This is a genomic window from Streptomyces sp. P1-3, assembly GCF_050613155.1.
Classification (GTDB): domain Bacteria; phylum Actinomycetota; class Actinomycetes; order Streptomycetales; family Streptomycetaceae; genus Streptomyces.
Genome location: NZ_CP192512.1, coordinates 6,015,010 through 6,029,560 on the forward strand (window position 1 = coordinate 6,015,010; position 14,551 = coordinate 6,029,560).

9 protein-coding genes are annotated in these 14,551 nt (G+C 71.5%); 5 read left to right on the forward strand and 4 right to left on the reverse strand.

The window, feature by feature from the left end; translation table 11 throughout:
• Positions 1–33: 33 nt before the first annotated feature.
• Both ACQUSR_RS25675 and ACQUSR_RS25680 read right to left on the reverse strand, forming a co-directional pair.
• Positions 34–540, reverse strand: a complete 507-nt coding sequence (locus tag ACQUSR_RS25675) for a PaaI family thioesterase (RefSeq protein WP_431044976.1) — start codon at positions 538–540, stop codon at positions 34–36.
• A 63-nt stretch (positions 541–603) separates the two neighbouring features.
• Positions 604–2,886: an FdhF/YdeP family oxidoreductase gene (locus ACQUSR_RS25680; RefSeq protein ID WP_431044977.1), complete on the reverse strand. Its 2,283-nt coding sequence runs from the start codon at positions 2,884–2,886 to the stop codon at positions 604–606.
• A gap of 137 nt (positions 2,887–3,023) precedes the next feature.
• Between ACQUSR_RS25680 and polA the strand changes: the two genes are divergently transcribed.
• The 4 genes from polA (at position 3,024) to ACQUSR_RS25700 (ending at position 8,982) form a co-directional block, all read left to right on the forward strand.
• Positions 3,024–5,762, forward strand: coding sequence for a DNA polymerase I (gene polA / locus ACQUSR_RS25685; protein WP_431044978.1), 2,739 nt, complete (start codon positions 3,024–3,026; stop codon positions 5,760–5,762).
• A 102-nt stretch (positions 5,763–5,864) separates the two neighbouring features.
• Complete coding sequence (locus tag ACQUSR_RS25690) at positions 5,865–7,640, forward strand: lytic murein transglycosylase (RefSeq protein WP_431044979.1); 1,776 nt, start codon at positions 5,865–5,867, stop codon at positions 7,638–7,640.
• A 181-nt stretch (positions 7,641–7,821) separates the two neighbouring features.
• Positions 7,822–7,956, forward strand: coding sequence for an SPW_0924 family protein (locus ACQUSR_RS25695; RefSeq protein ID WP_431044980.1), 135 nt, complete (start codon positions 7,822–7,824; stop codon positions 7,954–7,956).
• A gap of 18 nt (positions 7,957–7,974) precedes the next feature.
• The gene (locus ACQUSR_RS25700; RefSeq protein ID WP_431044981.1) at positions 7,975–8,982 is read left to right on the forward strand and encodes a DUF3068 domain-containing protein; all 1,008 of its coding nucleotides are present in this window, start codon (positions 7,975–7,977) and stop codon (positions 8,980–8,982) included.
• Here ACQUSR_RS25700 and hrpB read toward each other — a convergent pair.
• Complete coding sequence (hrpB, locus tag ACQUSR_RS25705) at positions 8,969–11,623, reverse strand: ATP-dependent helicase HrpB (protein ID WP_431044982.1); 2,655 nt, start codon at positions 11,621–11,623, stop codon at positions 8,969–8,971. The genes ACQUSR_RS25700 and hrpB overlap by 14 nt on opposite strands.
• A 91-nt stretch (positions 11,624–11,714) precedes the next feature.
• Positions 11,715–12,536 carry a class I SAM-dependent methyltransferase gene (locus ACQUSR_RS25710; RefSeq protein WP_431044983.1) on the reverse strand — a complete coding sequence of 274 codons (822 nt, stop codon included), beginning with the start codon at positions 12,534–12,536 and terminating at the stop codon, positions 11,715–11,717.
• A gap of 346 nt (positions 12,537–12,882) precedes the next feature.
• Between ACQUSR_RS25710 and rpsA the strand changes: the two genes are divergently transcribed.
• A complete protein-coding gene (rpsA, locus tag ACQUSR_RS25715) occupies positions 12,883–14,382 on the forward strand; it encodes a 30S ribosomal protein S1 (protein WP_304461148.1) in 1,500 nt (499 codons plus the stop codon).
• Positions 14,383–14,551 lie beyond the last annotated feature (169 nt).

Here is a 14,551-nt window from a genome sequence, read left to right on the forward strand (position 1 = left end):
GTCTGGGGTGCCGCCCAGACCGCGGCCGTCGGGTCACTGTCCGGCGCCGCCGCGGGCCCGTTCGATGTCGGCCAGCGTCCCGTCGACGTCGGCCTCGCGCAGCACGCAGGTCAGCCGGGCGCTGCACACCCGGCGGTCCTGCTCGTCGCTGATCACGATCTCGTACGTCGCGGTGGAGCGGCCGCGGTGCACCGGCGTGGCGACGCCGGTGACCAGTCCGGAGCGGACGCCCCGGTGATGGGTGCAGTTGAGGTCCATGCCCACGGCGATCTTGCGGCTGCCCGCGTGGAGCATCGCGCCGATGGATCCGAGGGTCTCGGCGAGCACCGCGGAAGCGCCGCCGTGCAGGAGTCCATAGGGCTGGGTGTTGCCCTCCACGGGCAGGGTGCCCACCACACGTTCCGCCGAAGCCTCGATGATCGTCACGCCCATACGGGAGCCGAGCCGCCCGGCGGAGAACAGTGCGGGCAGGTCGACGCCGAGCGCCGCGTACTCGTCGATGACCTCTTGCGGGAACTTCACGCGGGTCTGCTCGCCCATGGGTCCGGCTCCGTTCGTCTGAACTGTCGTGCGCACCGTCTTATCAGGTCACTGACCGAACGCTTAGACGGGGGTGGCGAGTTCCAGGCGGACGATCACGGACTTGCTCGCGGGGGTGTTGCTGGTGTCGGCGGTGGCGTCGAGAGGGATCAGGACGTTGGTCTCGGGGTAGTAGGCCGCGGCGCAGCCGCGCGCGGTGGGGTAGTGGACGACGCGGAAGCCGGGCGCCCGGCGTTCGGTGCCATCCGTCCACTCGCTGACCAGGTCGGTGTAGGCGCCGTCGGCCAGCCCCAGCTCCCGGGCGTCGTCCGGGTGCACCAGCACGACCCGGCGGCCGCCTTTGATCCCCCGGTAGCGGTCGTCGAGGCCGTAGATCGTGGTGTTGTACTGGTCGTGGGAGCGGAGGGTCTGGAGCAGCAGCCGGCCCTCGGGCACGCGCGGGTACTCCACCTCCGCCGCCGTGAAGTTGGCCTTGCCGGTGGCAGTGGGGAAGCGCCGCTCGTCTCGGGGCGCGTGCGGCAGCGCGAAGCCGCCGGGCCGGGCGACCTTGGCGTTGAAGTCCTCGAAGCCCGGTACGACCCGTGCGATCCGGTCCCGGATGCGGCCGTAGTCCCGCTCGAACTCCTCCCACGGGGTGCCGCTGTCCGGGCCCAGGACCCGCCGGGCCAGCCGGCACACGATGGAGGGCTCAGAGAGGAGCTGCGGGCTGGCCGCTTCCAGCCGTCCGCGCGAGGCGTGCACCATGCCCATCGAGTCCTCGACCGTGACGAACTGCTCGCCGCTGCCCTGCAGGTCCCGCTCGGTCCGGCCCAGGGTGGGCAGGATCAGCGCCCGCGCGCCGGTCACCACGTGCGAGCGGTTCAGCTTGGTGGAGACGTGCACGGTCAGCCGGGCCCGGCGCATCGCGGCCTCGGTGACCTCGGTGTCGGGCGACGCGGCGACGAAGTTGCCGCCCATGGCGAAGAAGACCTTCGCCTGTCCGTCGCGCAGCGCGCGGATGGCGCGGACGACGTCGAGTCCGTGCTCGCGCGGCGGCGCGAAGCCGAACTCCTTCTCCAGCGCGTCGAGGAAGGCCGGGGCCGGACGTTCGAAGATGCCCATGGTGCGGTCGCCCTGCACGTTGCTGTGGCCGCGCACCGGGCAGACCCCCGCGCCCGGGCGGCCCACGTTGCCGCGCAGAAGCAGGAAGTTCACCACCTCACGGATGGTGGGCACGGCGTGCTTGTGCTGGGTCAGGCCCATCGCCCAGCAGACGATGGTGCGCTTGGAGGCCAGGACCATCCGCAGTGCCTGGTCGATCTCGGCGCGCTCCAGGCCGGTGGCACGCAGCGTCTCGTCCCAGTCGGCGGCTCGGGCGGCGGCCGCGAACTCCTCGAAACCGTGGGTGTGTTCGCGGACGAACTCCTCGTCCACGCCTCCGTCCGCTTCCAGGACCATCCGGTTCAGCGCCCGGAAGAGGGCCTGGTCGCCGCCGATCCGGATCTGGAGGAAGAGATCGCTGATCGGGGTGCCGCGGCCCAGTAGTCCGCGCGGGGTCTGCGGATTGTTGAATCGCTCCAATCCGGCTTCGGGTAGCGGATTGACGGTGATGATCCGCGCGCCGTTGCCTTTCGCCTTCTCCAGGGCAGTGAGCATGCGCGGATGGTTGGTGCCCGGGTTCTGCCCGGCGACGATGATCAGGTCGGCCTTGTGGAGATCCTCCAGGGTCACGCTGCCCTTGCCGATCCCGAGGGTCTCGGTCAGCGCCGAGCCTGAGGACTCGTGGCACATGTTGGAGCAGTCGGGCAGATTGTTCGTGCCGAACTCGCGGGCGAACAGCTGGTAGAGGAACGCCGCCTCGTTGCTCGTACGCCCGGAGGTGTAGAAGACCGCCTCGTCCGGTGAGCCCAGGGCGTGCAGCTCCTCGGCGATGATGTCGAAGGCGCGCTCCCACGGCACCGGCTCGTACCGATCCGCACCCTCCGCCAGGTACATCGGCTGGGTGAGACGGCCCTGCTGCCCGAGCCAGTAGCCGCTGCGTCCGGCGAGGTCGGCGACGGGGTGCGCGGTGAAGAAATCGGGGGTGACCCGGCGCAGCGTCGCCTCCTCGGCGACGGCTTTGGCGCCGTTCTCGCAGAACTCGGCCTTGGCCCGCTTCTCCGGCTCGGGCCAGGCGCAGCCGGGGCAGTCGAAGCCGTCCTTCTGGTTCACCTTGAGGAGGGTGAGCGCGGTGCGGCGCACGCCCATCTGCCGCTGCGAAACGCGCAGCGCATGGCCGATGGCGGGCAGCCCGACTGCGGCGTGCTGCGGAGCGGTCACCTCGGGTGCGTCCTGCACCGGGTCCCCGGCGGGCGGCTTGGCTGCCATGGCGCTCTCCCTTGAGCGGTCGTCGGCATCGGCGGTCGGGGCGGTGCCCTGCCCCGATCCTTTCACGGCGGACCGGCCCGCGCTGCCGGCGCCGCTCGTGGGCGGGATTGTCAGTGGGGCGTGGCAGGATCGGACGCGTGGCAGAGAAAGCATCGAAGCAGACCGATCAGACCGCGCCGGATGCCGGGCAGGCAGGCTCGGGGGACCGCCCCCGCCTGATGCTGCTGGACGGCCACTCGCTCGCGTACCGGGCGTTCTTCGCGCTGCCTGCGGAGAACTTCAACACCACCACGGGCCAGACGACGAACGCGATCTACGGCTTCGCGTCGATGCTGGCGAACACGCTCCGTGACGAGCGGCCCACGCATCTCGCGGTCGCCTTCGACGTCTCGCGCAAGACCTGGCGCTCGGAGGAGTTCGCGGAGTACAAGGCGAACCGCTCCACGACCCCGGATGAGTTCAAGGGGCAGGTGGAGCTGATCGGCGAACTGCTCGACTCGATGAACGTGCGCCGGTTCGCGGTGGACGGCTTCGAGGCCGACGACGTGATCGCCACCCTTGCCACCCAGGCCGAGGCCGCGGGCTTCGATGTGCTGATCGTCACCGGCGACCGGGATTCGTTCCAGCTGGTCAGCGACCGGGTCACGGTGCTGTACCCGACCAAGGGCGTCTCGGAGCTGACCCGGTTCACGCCGGAGAAGGTCCAGGAGAAGTACGGCCTCAGTCCCCGGCAGTATCCGGACTTCGCGGCGCTGCGCGGCGACCCCTCGGACAACCTCCCCGGGATCCCGGGCGTCGGCGAGAAGACGGCCGCGAAGTGGATCAACCAGTTCGGCTCGTTCGCGGAGCTGGTGGAGCGGGCCGACGAGGTCAAGGGCAAGGTTGGCGAGAAGTTCCGCGAGCATCTGGACGCCGTCAAGCTCAACCGGCAGCTGACGGAGCTGGTGCGGGATGTGGAGCTGCCGGTGGGCCCTGACGCGCTGGCCCGCGCTCCGTATGACCGGCAGGCGCTCTCGGTGATCCTGGACGCGCTGGAGTTCCGCCACCAGAACTTCCGGGACCGGCTCATGGCCGCGGACCCGGGTGAGGTCGTGGAGGAGGCACCGCCCGCCGCCGGGGTCGCGGTGGACGGGGTGGCACTGGGCGCGGGCGAACTGGCGCCGTGGCTGGCGGAGCACGGCGCCGGGCCGCTGGGCCTGGCCACCGTCGCCGTCTGGGCGCTGGGCAGCGGCAGCGTGAGCGAGATCGCGCTGGCGACCGCATCCGGTCCCGCCGCCTGGTTCGACCCGGCCGAGCTCGACGAGGCCGACGAGCGCGCGTTCGCCGACTGGATCGCCGACCCCGGCAAGCCCAAGGTGATGCACGACGCCAAGAGCACGATGCGGGTCTTCGCCGAGCACGGCTGGTCGGTCGAGGGCGTGCGGATGGACACCGCGCTCGCCGCGTACCTGGTCAAGCCGGGGCGCCGCTCCTTCGCGCTGGACGCGCTGTCGGTGGAGTACCTGGGCCGTGAGCTGGCCCCGGCCGCCGTGGACGGCCAACTGGCCTTCGGTATGGACGAGCAGGCCGAGCAGGACGCTCTGATGGTCCAGGCCCGCACGATCCTGGACCTCGGCGACGCCTTCGGCGAGCGGTTGCGGCAGGTGGGCGCCGCCGAGCTGCTGCGCGACGTGGAGCTTCCGACCTCCGCGCTGTTGGCCCGCATGGAGCGGGCGGGCATCGCCGCCGACCGGGCCTGGCTGGACCGTATGGAGCAGCAGTTCGCCGCCGCCGTGCAGCAGGCCGTGCGGGAGGCGCACGCCGCGGTGGGCCACGAGTTCAACCTCGGTTCGCCCAAGCAGCTCCAGGAGGTGTTCTTCGGCGAGCTGGGCCTGCCCAAGACCAAGAAGACCAAGACCGGGTACACCACGGACGCGGACGCGCTCGCCTGGCTCGCGGGGCAGACCGACCACGAACTGCCCGTGATCATGCTCCGTCACCGTGAGCAGGCCAGGCTGCGCTCCACCGTCGAGGGCCTGATCAAGACGATCGCCCCCGGCGGCCGAATCCACACCACGTTCAACCAGACCGTGGCCGCCACCGGACGGCTGTCCTCCACCGACCCCAACCTGCAGAACATCCCGGTGCGTACGGACGAAGGTCGCGCCATCCGGCGCGGGTTCGTCGTCGGCGAGGGCTATGAGTCGCTGCTGACCGCCGACTACAGCCAGATCGAACTGCGGGTCATGGCGCATCTGTCCGAGGACGAGGGCCTGATCGAGGCGTTCACCTCCGGCGAGGACCTGCACACCACGGTCGCCTCGCAGGTGTTCGCCGTCCCCAAGTCCGACGTCGACCCGGAGATGCGGCGCAAGATCAAGGCGATGTCGTACGGACTGGCCTACGGGCTGTCGGCGTTCGGCCTCTCCCAACAGCTGAACATCGCGCCCGACGAGGCGCGCAAGCTGATGGACACCTTCTTCGAGCGGTTCGGCGGGGTGCGCGACTATCTGCAGAGGGTCGTGGAGGAGGCCCGCGCCACCGGGTACACCGAGACGATGCTCGGACGCCGCCGCTATCTCCCGGACCTCACCAGCGACAACCGCCAGCGCCGTGAGATGGCCGAGCGCATGGCGCTCAACGCCCCGATCCAGGGCACCGCCGCCGACATCGTCAAGATCGCGATGCTCAGGGTGGACGAGGCGCTGCGGCACGAGAAGCTCGCCTCGCGGCTGCTGCTCCAGGTGCACGACGAGATCGTCCTGGAGGTCGCCCCCGGTGAAAGGGAACGCGTCGAGGAGCTGGTGCGTCAGGAGATGAGGGAGGCGGTCTCCTTGCGCGCGCCGCTGGACGTGTCCGTCGGGTTCGGCGCGGACTGGGAGTCCGCGGCCCACTGAGTGCCCCGGCGACCGGTAGCTGTGCGCCGGGAGTTGTCGTAATGTCACGAGGCGCTGACGCGTGGGGGGAATGCGCGGCGCCCGACGGGAGGGGAACAACTGATGGCAGCACGGTTCGGTCGGCGGTTCCGCAAGGGAGCGGCGACGACGGCGGTGGCGGCGATCGCGATGGCCGCCCTCACCGCCTCTCAGGCTCCGGGATTCGCCGGCACGCTCCACCACGACCAGGACCGGCAGACCGAGGGTGCGACGGTGGACCCGCCGGCCGGCACACCCATCGACGGCGGCTCGTCGTACCACACCGACCTGCCGCCGCTGCCGACGCCCGACAAGCCGGGCGCCGGCGACGGCTCCGGGGCGGACGACGATCCCGCCATCGGCACCGGGCCCGCCCAGCGGGGCATACCCGCGACCGTCCTCGACGCGTACAAGAAGGCGGAAGCCGAGCTGCGCAGGACCAAGCCAGGCTGCAATCTGCCCTGGCAGCTGCTGGCCGCGATCGGCAAGGTCGAGTCCGGGCAGGCGCGTGGCGGCGCCGTCGACGCCCAGGGCACGACCCGCGCGCCGATCCTCGGGCCCCAGCTCAACGGCAACGGCTTCGCCCGGATCACGGACACCGACGGCGGGGCGTACGACGGCGACACCACGCACGACCGCGCTGTGGGGCCGATGCAGTTCATCCCGTCGACCTGGGCGAACTGGGGCAAGGACGGCAACGGCGACGGCGAGCGGGACCCCAACAACATCTACGACGCGGCGCTCGCCGCCGGCGGCTATCTGTGCGCCGGCGGCCGCGATCTGTCGGACACCACCCACCTGCACCGCGCGATCCTCGGTTACAACCACTCGCAGGAGTACCTGCGGACCGTGCTTTCCTGGTTCGAGTTCTACAAGAACGGCACGCACGAGGTGCCGGACGGCACCGGAGTGCTGCCCTCGGGGACCAGTCCGTCCGGCTCCTCGGACAAGAACAAGGACAAGAACAAGGGCGACGGCGGCAAGGGCGACGGCGGGAACAAGGACAAGGGCGGAGGCAAGGGCGAGAGCGGCAAGGGCGACGACGGCAAGGACAAGCCCCCGAGCCCGAAGCCCCGCCCGGGCGGCGACGGCTCCACGCCTCCCGGCGGCGAAGGCAAGCCCACTCCGGGCCCGACCGACCCCAGCACCCCGGCCCCCGCGCCCGTCACCGGACTCGTCTCCGTGGACGTGGGTGAGCTGACCGCGACGGCGGGCACGGAATTCGCCCGCTCGCCGCAGGTGCGGGCCGAGGACGCCGCGGGCAAGCCGGTCGCCGGCGTCCGAGTCCAGTACGAGATACGCGGCGAGACCGATGCCGTCTTCGCCGGTGACGCGCGCCGCGTCAGCGCCGTATCCGATGCCCGCGGGATCGCCACCGCCCCGAAGCTGCGAGCGGGCGAGCGGACCGGCTCCTTCACCGTACGAGCCACGGTCGTCGGTCGTGACGTCACCGCCGCCGAGGTCACCGCGACCGTCACAGCTCCGCCGCGGCCGCAGGCCGACACCCTGAGCCGGGTGGACCTGACAGTCCACCAGACCACCACGGGCGGGGAGTTCGCCGACCCGGTCGCGATCCTGGCCACCTACCGGGGCAAGGCCGCGGCAGGCGTCCCGGTGACCGCCACCATGATCACCTCGGATCCGGCCAACCCGGTGCCGAACGACCGCGGCCCCTTCTTCAAGGACGCCAAGGACCAGCCGGTCCGCACTCTGACGGGGCTGACGACCGACGCCGAGGGGAAGCTCACCCTCCCGAAGATCTTCGCCGACGACCAGGCCGGCGTCTTCCAGCTGCGCCTGACCACCCCCGAGGGCACGTCCCTCATCGTCAAGCTGGTCGTCACCGCGTCGATCGGCTGAGCGAGCGCTCGCAGCCGCGCCCCGGCTCGGGCCCCGGCCCGAAGCCACGCGCCACACGGCACCACACCGCACCGCCCTCGCGTCTCACCGGACGCGAGGGCGGTGTGACGTGTTCTCATCTCCGCTTCCCATTGCTACGGTTCCCTCGCCAACTGACGAACCATCAGTTCTGGGAGGGGACATGCGCGCCCTCGCCGCCGCGGCCGCCGGACTCGTCGCCGCTCTCGGCCTCGTCCTCACCGTGACCGCCGTCGGCGCGCCCAGCGGGGAGACCTCCCCCGAACCGCTGCTCACCACCGTCCCCGAGCACCCTTGAGCCGAACGGGGCCTCGCCATGCGCCGCAGAGCCAGCCTGGTGCTGCTCGCCTTCGCCGTCTTCTTCGCCGCCCTGGCACCGCTGATCCGCTGGTACGCCTACCCCAGGCTGGCCAAGGTCCCGGCCGACGAGTACCAGACGGCGGTCCTCGAAGCGAAGCCCGCCACCCTTCTCGACTACAGCACCCTGCGGGCCCGGAAAGTCCCCAGGATCACCATCGTCCAGACCCTCCGCGGGAACGTGGCGGCCTCGGAGAAGATCGAACGGACCACCGGCCGCGACGTCGTGGTCTGGGACGCCCTCTCCTACGTCGCGGGCCCCGACGGCAAGATGGTGTCCGAGATCCCGGAGCGCTACATCTTCGACGCCCACACCCAGGACCCCGTACACGCCGACGGCGAGCACGTGGACGGCGACCCGGTCCGCCGCCAGGGCATCGCGTTCAAATGGCCGTTCCTGACCCAGCCGCGCGACTACACCTACTTCGACGCGCAGACCCGCACCTCCGCGCCCATCCACTACAAGGGCACCCGGACCTTCCGCGGCCTCAAGGTCTACTACTTCGAGCAGACCATCCCGTGGACCAAGGTCCCGCTGCCCAGGAAGCTCCCCGTCGGCGGCGTCACCCGCGAAGCGGTCGCCGAAGCGGGCACCACTCGGTGGTACACCACCAAGCGCATGTTCTGGGTGGAACCCACCACCGGGGCCCCGGTCAACGGCGAGGAGATCCACAAGGAGGAACTCCGCGGCGGCACCCTGCTCGGGGACCGCGACCGGGTGACGGCCTTCGCCGGGCACGTCAAGATGCGCGAGGACTACGTCCGGCACGCCGTCGATCTCGTCAGGTCCCAGAGGCAGCTGGTCCTGCTGCTGACCACCTACCTGCCCTGGGGATGTCTGGGTCTGGGCACCGTGCTGTTCGCCCTCGCGCTCGTACTCGAAGCCCGCAGCCGCCGACCCGGAGCCCCGGCCGGTGGGGAGCCCGCGCCGCCTGCCGCCGCCTCGATGTCGCTCAGCCCCTCCTGAACCGCGCCGTGGTGTGCCGGGTCGGCGCGGCCGTCACCGGGTCCTCCGGCCACGGGTGCTTCGGATAGCGGCCGCGCAACTCCGCCCGTACCGACCGGTATCCGTCCTGCCAGAAGGACGCCAGGTCGGCGGTGAGCGCGGCCGGGCGCCCGGCGGGGGAGAGCAAATGGACCAGCACAGGCACCCCCGCCACCTTCGGTGTCTCGGCGAGTCCGAACATCTCCTGCAGTTTGACGGCCAGAACAGGCTGCTCGCCGCCGTAGTCGACACGCACCCGCGACCCGCTGGGCACCTCGATGCGCTCCGGCGCCAGACCGTCCAGGCGCGCCGCCTCACCGGTCGCCCACGGCAGCAGCCGGGTCAGCGCCCGGCCCGCGTCGAGCCGTGCCAGATCCGCCCGTCGGCGGGCCGCGGAGAGCTCAGGCTCAAGCCAGGCCTCCGTGCACTCCAGCAGGGCGGCATCGGATACATCCGGCCACGGCTCGCCTACCGCTCCGCGCAGGAACGCCAGCCGCTCCCGCAGTCGTATCCCCTCCTCCGTCCAGCGCAGAAGTCCCAGCCCCTCGCGGCGCAGACCCGTCATGAGCGCGTTCCGGAGGAGAGCGGGATCCGGCGCGGGCAGCTGCCGTACCCGCAGCTCGATCGCACCGAGCCGTTCGACGTCGCGGGCGACGACGTCACCATCGGTCCAGCCCACCTCTGCACCGGACGAGGCGAGCGCCGCGGCCGCCCTGCGGGCCGTGTCCTCGTCGGTCACGGCGGCGAGCCGCACCCGGGCCGACGCCGCGTTCACCGGCCGGTCCGCGACGGCCACCGCGAGCCATGGCGCGCTCCGCAGCCGCGATCCGTCGGCGAGCTCCGCACCCGTCCCGGACGCCATGAGATACGCCGCTTCGCCACGCGCCCGCGCCACCCGCTCGGGGAAGGCGAGTGCGGCGATGAGGCCCGCCGCGGCGTCGACGCCGGGCGACCCCGCTCCCGCCGCCGTTGAGTCTCCCGCCGTCTTTGAGCCCCGTGACGACGCCGGGCCCTGGCCAGGCGGGCGGGAGCCGTCCCGCGACGGGGGCTCCGATGCGCCCACCGCGTGCTCCAGGCGCCGTACCTCCTGTCGCCAGCGGGCGGAGTAGCCGTCCCCGGCGCGACGCGCCGCACGCCACGCCGCCGCCAGGTCGTCCCCGTACTCGCGCGGCGGCTCCTCGCTGAGCAGCGCCACGACCTCCGCGGCCCGGCGCGTCCCGATCTCGCGGGCGCCGTCCAGCAGGGCGCGCGCGAGCCGGGGGTGGAGGCCCATGCGGGCCATCCGGGCGCCCCGCTCCGTGGCCCGGCCGTCCGCGTCCACGGCGCCGGTCGCCGTTAGCACTTCGCGCGCGGCGGCCATCGCACCACCCGGCGGCGGATCGAGGAGCGCCAGACCGGAAGCCTCCGGGTCACCCCAGCACGCCGCCTGCAACGCGAAGGCGGTCAGGTCCGCGACCGCGATCTCAGGGGCGGGCCAGCGCGGCAGCCGGGCGTCGTCAGCCTCCGTCCAGCAGCGGTAGACCGCGCCCGGGGCCTCGCGCCCCGCACGCCCCGCACGCTGGTCGGCCGACGCGCGCGAAGCCCGTACGGTCGTCAGCGCGCTCAGCCCCCGGGCGTGGTCCACGCGGGGTTCACGGGCGAGCCCGCTGTCCACGACGACCCGCACGCCCGGCACGGTCAGGCTCGACTCGGCGACCGAGGTCGCCAACACGACGCGCCGGCCTGCGCCGTCTCCGCCCGCGAGCACCGCGTCCTGCACCGCGGCCGGAGCCCGCCCGTGCACCTGGAGCACCTCGGCGCCGCAGTCCGACAGGTGCCCCGCCACCCGTGCGATCTCGCCCACGCCCGGCAGGAAGCAGAGCACGTCCCCTTCGCGCTCGGCCAGTGCCCGGCGTACCACGGCGGCCACATGTGTCAGCAGTGCCGGATCGACGCGCATCCCGTGCGGCGGCCGCACCGGCCGGGCGGGCGGAGCCCACACCGTCTCCACCGGGTGCGACACGCCCTGCGCCTCGACCACGGGAGCGTCCCCGCCTTCGTGCCCGAGCAGCCGTGCCCAGCCTGCCGCGTCCGTTGTGGCGGAGGCCGCCACCAGCCGCAGATCAGGGCGCAGGGTGGCACGTATGTCCAGCAGGAACGCGGCGGCGGTGTCGGCGTCGAGGTGCCGTTCATGGCACTCGTCCAAGACCACCGCGTCGACTCCGGCCAGCTCCGGGTCGCGTTGCAGCCGCTGCAACAGGACCCCGGTGGTCACCACCTCCACGACCGTGCCAGGCCCGGCACGCCGCTCACCACGCACCGTGAAGCCCACCCGGCTGCCGCCACCGGTGCCGTCGACGGACTCGCCCAGCAGCCACGCCATGCGCCGGGCCGCCGCCCGTGCCGCGATCCGCCGCGGCTCGGCGACCACCACCCGTCGCACCGGCCGGTCCGCCCCGGGCGGCCTCCCGCCGGGGGCGACCAGTCCGGCCAGAGCCAGCGGTACGAGCGTCGTCTTGCCGGTCCCGGGCGGCGCGCACAGGACGGCGGCGCCGTGGCCGTCCAGCGCCCGCAGCAGGGCGGGCACGGCGGTACGTACGGGAAGCTGGGCGAGCGCGTCGGTCCGGATCGTCACGGGCACCATCCTCGCAGCGGACCGCGTCTCGCCGGCTCGCCTGTGGATAACCGGGAGCGGGCTGGAGGGGAGACGCTTCAGCGGGCTGAAAGAGGACGTCTCAGTCCCGCTCGCACACGAAGACGGCCGTCCCCGGGATCAGATGCCCCCGCAGTGGGGACCAGCCGCCCCACTCCTGCTGGTTCCAGTGCGGCCACTCCGGCTCCACCAGGTCCCTCAGCCGGAACCCCGCGGCCACGACGTCCCGGACCCGGTCGCCGAGGGTCCGGTGATGCTCCACGTAGACCGCCCGCCCCGACTCGTCCTGCTCCACGTAGGGCGTCCGGTCGAAGTACGAGGCGGCGACGCTCAGCCCCTCAGGGCCGGGCTCGTCCGGGAAGGCCCACCGGATCGGGTGCGTCACGGAGAAGACCCAGCGCCCGCCGGGCCGCAGCACCCGGTGCACCTCGCGCATCACCCGGACCGGATCGGCGACGAACGGCACCGCCCCGTACGCCGAGCACGCCAGGTCGAACGACGCGTCCGCGAACGGCAGCGCCGCCGCGTCGGCCTCCACCAGCGGAAATCCGGCTCCGATACGCAGGGCGTGCTGCAACTGCCGATGGGAGAGATCGAGTGCCACTGGCCGCGCGCCCTGGGCGGCGAGCCAGCGCGAGCACTGCGCCGCGCCCGCGCCGATCTCCAGGACGTCCCGTCCCTTCAGCTCGGCCACCGGGCCGAGCAACTGGGCCTCGGCCTCGTCCAGGCCCTCGGGGCCCCAGACGAACCGGTCGTCGCCGAGGAACCCGCCATGTTCGCTCTGGTACTCGTCCGCGTTGCGGTCCCACCAGCCGCGGCTGGCCCGACTGCTCTCCGTGTCATCGGCGACACGCCGTGTGGCCGTGGGTTCGTCGGATTCCGGAAGGCCGTCTTCTTGGATCATCTGGCGTGCCGTCGTACTCTCTGAATCGACCTGTGGCCGCGGGGCACGGTGTGAACCGCGTCGCAGCACGGACATGCAATGCCGGGTAAGGGGCGAAAGTCCCGTCTGCGCATCTTCGCGCATTGACCGTGCCCGGCTGCCCCCGTATGCTACAAGTTGCGTTGCGGGCCTGTGCGCCTCAGACGGAGCAGGCCGCACTCGCATCTGTTGAATGACCCCTCGGTTGTCGAGGCGTATCCGATCTTTCGGAAGGCGCCTCCTAGGCTGTCCGGCTTCGGCGGTGCGATAAGGGTCCACGGCGTAGCAGTACCTACGACTTCATGTCCGTACCGGAGCCCTTTCCCACATGACGAGCAGCACCGAGGCAACCCGCACCACCCCGCAGGTGGCGGTAAACGACATCGGTTCCGAGGAAGCCTTCCTCGCCGCGATCGACGAGACGATCAAGTACTTCAACGACGGCGACATCGTCGACGGCGTCATCGTGAAGGTCGACCGGGACGAGGTCCTGCTCGACATCGGTTACAAGACCGAAGGCGTCATCCCTTCCCGCGAGCTTTCGATCAAGCACGACGTCGACCCGAACGAGGTCGTGGCAGTCGGCGACGAGATCGAGGCCCTTGTTCTCCAGAAGGAGGACAAGGAAGGCCGCCTGATCCTCTCGAAGAAGCGCGCCCAGTACGAGCGTGCCTGGGGCACGATCGAGAAGATCAAGGACGAGGACGGCATCGTCACCGGTACCGTCATCGAGGTCGTCAAGGGTGGTCTCATCCTCGACATCGGCCTCCGTGGCTTCCTCCCGGCGTCCCTGGTCGAGATGCGCCGCGTCCGCGACCTGCAGCCCTACGTGGGCAAGGAGCTCGAGGCCAAGATCATCGAGCTCGACAAGAACCGCAACAACGTGGTCCTGTCCCGCCGCGCCTGGCTGGAGCAGACCCAGAGCGAGGTCCGCCAGACCTTCCTCACCACCCTGCAGAAGGGTCAGGTGCGCTCCGGCGTCGTCTCCTCCATCGTCAACTTCGGTGCCTTCGTGGACCTGGGTGGCGTCGACGGTCTGGTCCACGTCTCCGAGCTGTCCTGGAAGCACATCGACCACCCGTCCGAGGTTGTCGAGGTCGGCCAGGAGGTCACCGTCGAGGTCCTCGACGTCGACATGGACCGCGAGCGCGTCTCCCTGTCGCTGAAGGCGACCCAGGAAGACCCGTGGCAGCAGTTCGCCCGGACCCACCAGATCGGCCAGGTCGTCCCGGGTAAGGTCACCAAGCTCGTGCCGTTCGGTGCGTTCGTCCGCGTGGACGAGGGCATCGAGGGTCTGGTCCACATCTCCGAGCTGGCCGAGCGCCACGTGGAGATCCCGGAGCAGGTCGTCCAGGTCAACGACGAGATCTTCGTCAAGGTCATCGACATCGACCTGGAGCGCCGCCGCATCAGCCTCTCGCTGAAGCAGGCCAACGAGTCCTTCGGCGCCGACCCGGCCTCGGTCGAGTTCGACCCGACGCTGTACGGCATGGCCGCGTCGTACGACGACCAGGGCAACTACATCTACCCCGAGGGCTTCGACCCGGAGGCCAACGACTGGCTGCCGGGTTACGAGAAGCAGCGCGAGGAGTGGGAGCGCCAGTACGCCGAGGCGCAGCAGCGCTTCGAGCAGCACCAGGCGCAGGTCATCAAGTCCCGCGAGGCCGACGAGCAGGCCGCTGCCGAGGCCGGCCAGGCTGCCCCGCAGGGCGCCGGTGCCGGTGCCGGCGGTTCGTACTCCTCGGAGTCGGCCGACCAGTCCGGTGCTCTCGCTTCGGACGAGGCCCTGGCCGCGCTCCGCGAGAAGCTGGCCGGCGGCCAGAGCTGAACCGCTCAAGCGGCTAGGCGATAGCCACTGACAAGGCCCGCCCCCAATGGGGGCGGGCCTTGTGCCGTTTCTTGACCTTCGGATGCAGCCCGTAGCTGCCACTGGCGGTCAGCACCGCCTTCGGGAGCCGGTGAGGGGGATCTGACGCCGAACTCGGAGCACAGCCCGG

Coding starts and splice junctions, on each gene's coding strand:
- ACQUSR_RS25675 (WP_431044976.1), bottom strand. CDS start 540: ATGGGCGAGCAGACCCGCGTGAAGTTCCCGCAAGAGGTCATCGACGAG.
- ACQUSR_RS25680 (WP_431044977.1), bottom strand. CDS start 2,886: ATGGCAGCCAAGCCGCCCGCCGGGGACCCGGTGCAGGACGCACCCGAG.
- ACQUSR_RS25690 (WP_431044979.1), top strand. CDS start 5,865: ATGGCAGCACGGTTCGGTCGGCGGTTCCGCAAGGGAGCGGCGACGACG.
- ACQUSR_RS25695 (WP_431044980.1), top strand. CDS start 7,822: ATGCGCGCCCTCGCCGCCGCGGCCGCCGGACTCGTCGCCGCTCTCGGC.
- ACQUSR_RS25700 (WP_431044981.1), top strand. CDS start 7,975: ATGCGCCGCAGAGCCAGCCTGGTGCTGCTCGCCTTCGCCGTCTTCTTC.
- hrpB (WP_431044982.1), bottom strand. CDS start 11,623: ATGGTGCCCGTGACGATCCGGACCGACGCGCTCGCCCAGCTTCCCGTA.
- ACQUSR_RS25710 (WP_431044983.1), bottom strand. CDS start 12,536: ATGATCCAAGAAGACGGCCTTCCGGAATCCGACGAACCCACGGCCACA.
- rpsA (WP_304461148.1), top strand. CDS start 12,883: ATGACGAGCAGCACCGAGGCAACCCGCACCACCCCGCAGGTGGCGGTA.